The sequence below is a fragment of the Caulobacter sp. genome, from assembly GCF_049283275.1.
Taxonomy (GTDB): Bacteria; Pseudomonadota; Alphaproteobacteria; order Caulobacterales; family Caulobacteraceae; genus Caulobacter.
The window spans coordinates 1-5,117 of record NZ_JBAPVS010000366.1 but is presented as its reverse complement, the minus strand read 5'-3'; the positions used below and the strand labels follow the sequence as shown (position 1 = coordinate 5,117).

The window sequence follows — 5,117 nt, the reverse complement described above, 5'->3', positions numbered from 1 at the left end:
AGCCAGAACCGCTCCGCGGTTCGACGCGCTCGGGCGCGTCGCGCAGGACGTCGAGCCGCGACCAGACGCTGGCGACCTCGGCGAAGGCGGCCGCCCGGCGCGGATCGGCGCCGCGCCAGGTCTCCAGCTGTTCGGCGGTGGCGCGACCGGCGTCCAGACGCGACAGCCAGTCCGAGGCTTGGGCGATCAACGCCGCTCTGTCTTCCTCGCCTTGCTGAGCCATGACCCCGGTCTACTCTTGATACTGCCGTCTTCATCCTCCGCCAGGGCCTCGGTGAGAAGCCTCAAGGCCTTGGACAGATGTTTCTCAACCGTAGAGACGGATAAGCCCAGCCTTACCGCTATGTCGCGAGGCGCCAAGGCCTCTATTTTTCGCAAGGTCAGCACTTTTCGGCATTGCGGCGGCAATCGGTCCATCGCCGCCAACACCCTATCCAGCTCCTGCCGGGCGGTGGTGGCGACATAGGCGTCGGGCGCGGGATCAGGTAGGGTTTCGAGATCCAGGACACCGATCTGGCGAATTCCCACCACCTTGGCCCGCCGAAAGCGCTCGAAGGCCAGGTTGCGGATGATGGTCAGGACGAAGCGCTCCGGCGCTTCGAGCCGCCGCCAGTCGGCCAGGCTCAGCACCCGGGCATAGGCCTCCTGGACCAGGTCCTCGGCGTCGCCCTCGTCGCCGGTCAGCCGCAGGGCGTAGGCGCGAAAGCCGCTCGCATGCGGCAGCACCCTCGCCCCGAACCATCGGTCTATGTCGCGTAGCCAGGCCATGGCGGCGATCCTGCCCTCAACGGGACTCGAACCAACGTTCCGCCCTAAGGCGCCCTGGCTAGCGACGCTCCATGTCAGTTTGCCGACAGCTTGATGGAGACTCTGCGACGGTCGCCTCAAAGCTCCCCGCCCCGGCTTCGTCCAGCGCGACCGGAGTCGCGAAAGCCGCCCGAGGTTTTCCTCGAGCGGCTTCGCGAAACGCCGGCTTTAACCTGTTCAGAACTGCATTGCGACGCCGACGAACACCGTGCGGCCGCTGGTGGTGTAGTTCCACAGCCGCTTGGCGCCGGTCGGTCCGGCCGGCGGCGTGCCGTTGGCCCCGGCCGGGGTGAAATAGCTGTTGGTCTGCTCCTCACGCTCGTCCGACAGGTTGACTGCGTCAAGCGACAGGCGAATCCGCGGGGTCAGCTGATAGAAGGCCGCAGCGTCGATATAGGTGGTGGCGTTGAAGCCGCCGCTGTCGATCAGATAGTCCGAGCGATAGTTCGACGACACCCGCGCGCCCCACTTGGTCGTCTCGTAGTAGAGGGTGACGTTGTGGTTGAGGTCGGACATGCCGTAGATCGCGCTCTTCACGGCGCCGTTGGTCGTCTCGGAATCGATGAAGGTGACATTGGCGACCATCCCGAGGTTCTTGAGTGGACCCGGCAGGAAGAAGAAGTCGCTCTGGGCGCTCAGTTCAAAGCCGGTCAGCTTGGCGTTGTTGAGGTTCACCGAGCGCGTATAGGAGGTGACGTTGGTTGAGCCGGTGACGCCTGGATAAAGGCCCTCGGCCAGGCCGGTGCTGGCATAGCTCACATTGTTGGTGGTCTGACTGGCGACCAGACCGTCGATGTTCTTGTGGAACACGCCGGCCGTCAGCATGCCGACGCTGCCGAAGTACCATTCGGCCGACAGGTCGAACTCGTCGGAGGTGTAGGGCTCGAGATTGGGGTTGCCGGTCGAGACCGTCACCGTCGAGCCATCGACGCTGATCGTACCGTTCATCGCATAGGCGCCCAACGACGGGCGGTTGATGTTCTGGGCGACCGCGGCGCGGATCTGAAACTGATCGGACAGCTCCATCACGGCGTTGAAGGCCGGCAGGACGCCCGAATACTTCTTCTCGGCGACGGTCGGGGTGTTGACGCCGCGAACGGCCATGACGCCCGACGAGGTCAGCTCGGTCTCATAGGCGCGCAGGCCGACGTTGCCGCGCACCGGCTTGCCCAGCAGTTGAGCCTTCCAGTCCAGCTGCAGATAGCCGGCCTTGGTGTTTTCCTCGACCTCGTAGATCGACTTCGGCGCGCCCAGGGTGCGGGTGACGCCATAGGCGGCCAGGGCCTTGTCCCAGTCGACATTGACCCAGGACTGGTCGTCGTGCTGGTCGAAGATCGTGTAGTAGCCGTTGACCTTGTCATCCAGCGTGCCGTTTTCCCAGGCGGTCTTATTGAGGTCGTCGGTGGCCTGGGTGTAGCCCGAATTCTTGAAGCCGCGATAGGAGGCGCCGCCCTTCAGCACGACGGCGTCGTTGACCTCATAGGCCCCGTTGAACTCGGCGTTCTTCAGCTCGGTGCTCTGATAGGTGGCCGAGAAGTCGATCTCGTGGGCGCGATAATTGTTCGGGTCGGTGGTGTTCCACTTGTAGGTGTTCTTGCCGGTGTCGCCGCGATAGTCGGTGATCAGGCCGCCGAACGCCTCGGTGTAGAACTTGTCCGAGATCGGGATGTCGTAGTCCGAGGTCTCCTGGCCGATGTGGCCGTCCAGGGTCAGCTTGTCGCTGACCTTCCATTCGCCGGTCAGCACCAGTTGGTCGAAGGTGTTTTCGGTTTCCTGGCGCCGGGTTTCGGTGGCGAAGACGGTGTTGTCGACATCGGCGTAGATCACTGTGTTGTACTGATCGTACTGGATCGAGTTCAGCACCGGCGCGGCGGTCGTGACCCCCGAGTGCTTGGTGGCGCCGCCCAGGATGGTCGAACCCACGCTGGCGCGGGTGGCCAGGCTGTTCTCGCTGCGCGAATTGGTGAACTCGCCGTGCAGGGCGTCCAGGGTCACGGTGACGTTCTCGACCGGCCGCCATTGCAGCGCCGTGGTCACGCCCAGGCGCTCCTGGTCCGAGCCCCAGACCGTCAGGCGGTTGCCGCGCGCGAAGATCAGCTCGCCGTTTCTGGCCTTGACCTGATCGGCGGCGCTGAGTTTGACGACATTGGCGGCATCCGCCTTCTGCGTGCCGGCGCCATAGGTGTTGTAGCCCTGCTCCTCGGTCTGGCGCTTGGAATAGGCCACCGAGACCAGGACGCCGAACTTGTCGTCCCAGTTCTTGCTGATCATGGCCGCGCCGCGCGGCTGGAAGTCCTTGGTCGAGGAGTTGGTGCCGCCCTGCACGGACAGCGCCGCCTTGGTTCCGGAATAGTCGAACGGCTTGGAGGTGTAGAGGCCGACGGTGCCGGCCATGCCGCCCTCGTCCTGCTCGGCCGAGAACGACTTGCGCACGTCGATCTTGGAGAACAGCTCAGAGGCGAAGATGTTGAAGTCGAACGCGCGGTCGCGCGAGGTCTGGCCGCGGCTGTCCATCGGCGAGTCGACATTGCCCAGCACTTCCATGCCGTTCAGCTGCACGCGGGTGAAGTCGGGCCCCAGGCCGCGCAAGGACACCCGGCGGCCTTCGCCGCCTTCGCGATTGATGGCCACGCCCGGCAGGCGCTGCAGCGACTCCGCCAGGTTGAGGTCGGGGAACTTGGCCATATCTTCGGCGACGATGGTGTCCGACGTTATGCTGGCTTCCTTCTTGGCCTGGCGCGCCAGGCCCAAGGACTTGCGGAACCCATTGACCACCACGGCGTCAACCGCAGTGGCGGCGTCGGCCGCCGGCGCGACGTCGGCGGCGACCGCGGCGGTCGCGCCGGTCAGCATGGCCATGGCCACAACGCTCATCGCCACACTGGTCACCAGCATCTTCTTCAAATTCGACATTTAGCCCCCACGACATCACCGGTAGGAGGACCTCGCTATTGAGATCCTCACGGTGGAGGCTGGCGGTTAGCGGGCGTTGATGACTCCGGATTGCGAAATTTGTGACGACGCGATGAAAGTGCGCGCCGGCCACGCCGCCCGGGAATGACGCCGGGGAACGACGCCGAACCGTCACACGCGCGCCTTATGAACAGCCGTCTTGTTCGGGGAATCTTTCGATGCTGGCCATGATCGCCGCCTTGTGGATGGGAGCCAGCGCCGCCGCGTCCGCCCCCTGCTCGCTTCAGGCCAAGGACGCCGCCTCGGCCGGTCCACCAGCCTGCGCCAGAGCCTGGATGGACGCGAGCCTGCGGCTCAACGACTTGACGGCCGTGGGCACCCACAACAGCTACAAGCTGGCCATCCCGGCCGAAGAGCTGGCCGCCATGGTCGCGGCGCGCGGCGAGCCGGTGCTGGGCCTCGACTACGCCCATCGACCGCTGGCCGAACAGCTGGACGCCGGCGCCCGTCAACTGGAACTCGACGTCGTCCATGATCCGGCCGGCGGTCGCTACGCCCGTCCGCTGACCGCCCTGGGCGGGGGAACGATCCTGCCGCCGGCGACCGCCGCCGCCCTCGCCCGGCCCGGCTTCAAGACCATCCACATGCCTGACGTTGATTTCCGCGTCTCCTGTGTCACCTTCGTCGCCTGCTTGGATCAGGTGAAGGCCTGGTCGGTGGCGCATCCCGACCACGCGCCGATCCTGATCCTGATCAACGCCAAGGACGGCGCGGCCACTCTGCCGGGCGGGGTCACGCCGCTGGCCTTCGACGCCGCCGCCTACGACGCCCTCGACGCAGAGATCCGCTCGGTGTTCGGCCCGGATCGCCTGATCACGCCCGACGGCGTGCAGGGCAAACACGCCACCCTGCGCGAGGCCGTGCTGGCGGGCGGTTGGCCGAGCCTGGGCCAGGCGCGGGGCAAGGTGCTTTTCGCCCTCGACGAGACGCCCGAGAAGGTGGCGGTCTATCGCGGCGCCCGCCGCTCGCTGGAAGGCCGGGCGATGTTCGTCAACACCGACGAGGCCTCCCCCGCCGCCGCCTACCTGACCTTGAACGACCCGATCGCCCAGCGCGACCGCATCGCCGCCGCCGTCAAGGCCGGTTTCATCGTCCGCACCCGCGCCGACGCCGAGACCTGGGCCGCCCGCCGCAACGACGTTCGCCAGCGCAGCGCCGCCCTGAGCAGCGGCGCGCAATATGTCTCGACCGACTACCTGTGGGCCGATCCGCGCTTCGCCGGCGGCTACGCCGTGCGGCTGACCGGCGGCGACATCGCCGCCTGCAACCTGCTTCGCGCCGCCGAACGCTGCGGCGGCCTGGCGATCGAGGCCCAGGCTGGCGCGCCGGCCCAGGGC

The 5,117-nt window shown here is 66.5% G+C and carries 4 protein-coding genes; 1 reads left to right on the top strand and 3 read right to left on the bottom strand.

Annotation, left to right across the window (positions count from 1 at the left end):
* The 3 genes from WAL33_RS20920 to WAL33_RS20910 all read right to left on the bottom strand — a co-directional run.
* The coding region (locus tag WAL33_RS20920; RefSeq protein WP_422183889.1) for a FecR/PupR family sigma factor regulator at positions 1-223 on the bottom strand (223 nt) is incomplete at its 3' end.
* On the bottom strand, positions 187-768 hold the full coding sequence (locus tag WAL33_RS20915; protein ID WP_422183887.1) for an RNA polymerase sigma factor: 582 nt from the start codon (positions 766-768) through the stop codon (positions 187-189). The genes WAL33_RS20920 and WAL33_RS20915, both read right to left, overlap by 37 nt.
* A gap of 216 nt (positions 769-984) precedes the next feature.
* Complete coding sequence (locus WAL33_RS20910) at positions 985-3,720, bottom strand: TonB-dependent receptor (protein ID WP_422183885.1); 2,736 nt, start codon at positions 3,718-3,720, stop codon at positions 985-987.
* A gap of 218 nt (positions 3,721-3,938) precedes the next feature.
* Here WAL33_RS20910 and WAL33_RS20905 point away from each other — a divergent pair.
* Positions 3,939-5,117 (top strand): phosphatidylinositol-specific phospholipase C1-like protein (locus tag WAL33_RS20905; RefSeq protein ID WP_422183883.1); only part of this gene is annotated, 1,179 nt, incomplete at its 3' end.